This window comes from Pedococcus sp. P1_H8 (genome assembly GCF_056405175.1).
In genome coordinates this window covers 1-636 of the sequence record NZ_JBFUCP010000054.1, presented here as the reverse complement: position 1 = coordinate 636, position 636 = coordinate 1, and the positions used below count along the sequence as shown (strand labels likewise).

Annotated in this window: 1 protein-coding gene; it reads left to right on the top strand. The window is 70.1% G+C overall.

Annotated features, from left to right (window positions below):
* Positions 1 to 423: suppressor of fused domain protein (locus tag AC1DYG_RS18780; RefSeq protein ID WP_477641387.1), on the top strand; the 423-nt coding region annotated here is incomplete at its 5' end.
* Between the last annotated feature and the right edge of the window lie 213 nt (positions 424 to 636).

Genomic DNA, 636 nt, shown 5'->3' with positions numbered 1-636 from the left:
ACCCTGGACATGGCACGCTTCCCCACCAACGTGACCACCGACGACGGCTCCCAGATCCGCACCGAGCTGGTCACCGTCGGCCGCGCCGACTACCGCCCGCTCGCGGACGTGCTGGCCCGCTGCGCCTTCGCGATCGCGACAGGCTCGTTCCACGTGACACCGAACTGCATCATCCCCAACGCGGTCCGCGAGGTGGACCCCGACGCCGCGATGCGACACGCCCTGCTGGTGGCCCCGTTCATCTGGCCGGACCTCGAGATCCTGGTCGAGGACGACGACGGTGTCACCACCTGGCTGCAGGCCGTGCCGATCAGCGACAGCGAACTCGACTTCGCGTCGAACAGCGGCCCGGACGCGCTGTTCCGGCGGCTCGAGGAGGCCGGCGCCGACGTCTCCGACATCAACCGGGCACCGGTGGTCTGAGCGCGGGGCGTGTGCCCGAAGCGCTACCGGGCGGTCGGCGCATGCATCAGTGATGCACCTGTGCGCGAGGATCGACCAGTGGAATCGTGATCGGCGGCCGCACCTCGCGCCGCACCGAGTACTTGGCCTCACCGTGCAGCAGGTGCTCGCCGCCGGGGACGGACAGGTCCACGGTCAGCGACCCTGCCTCGCAGGCAACGGAATCGATGGCCC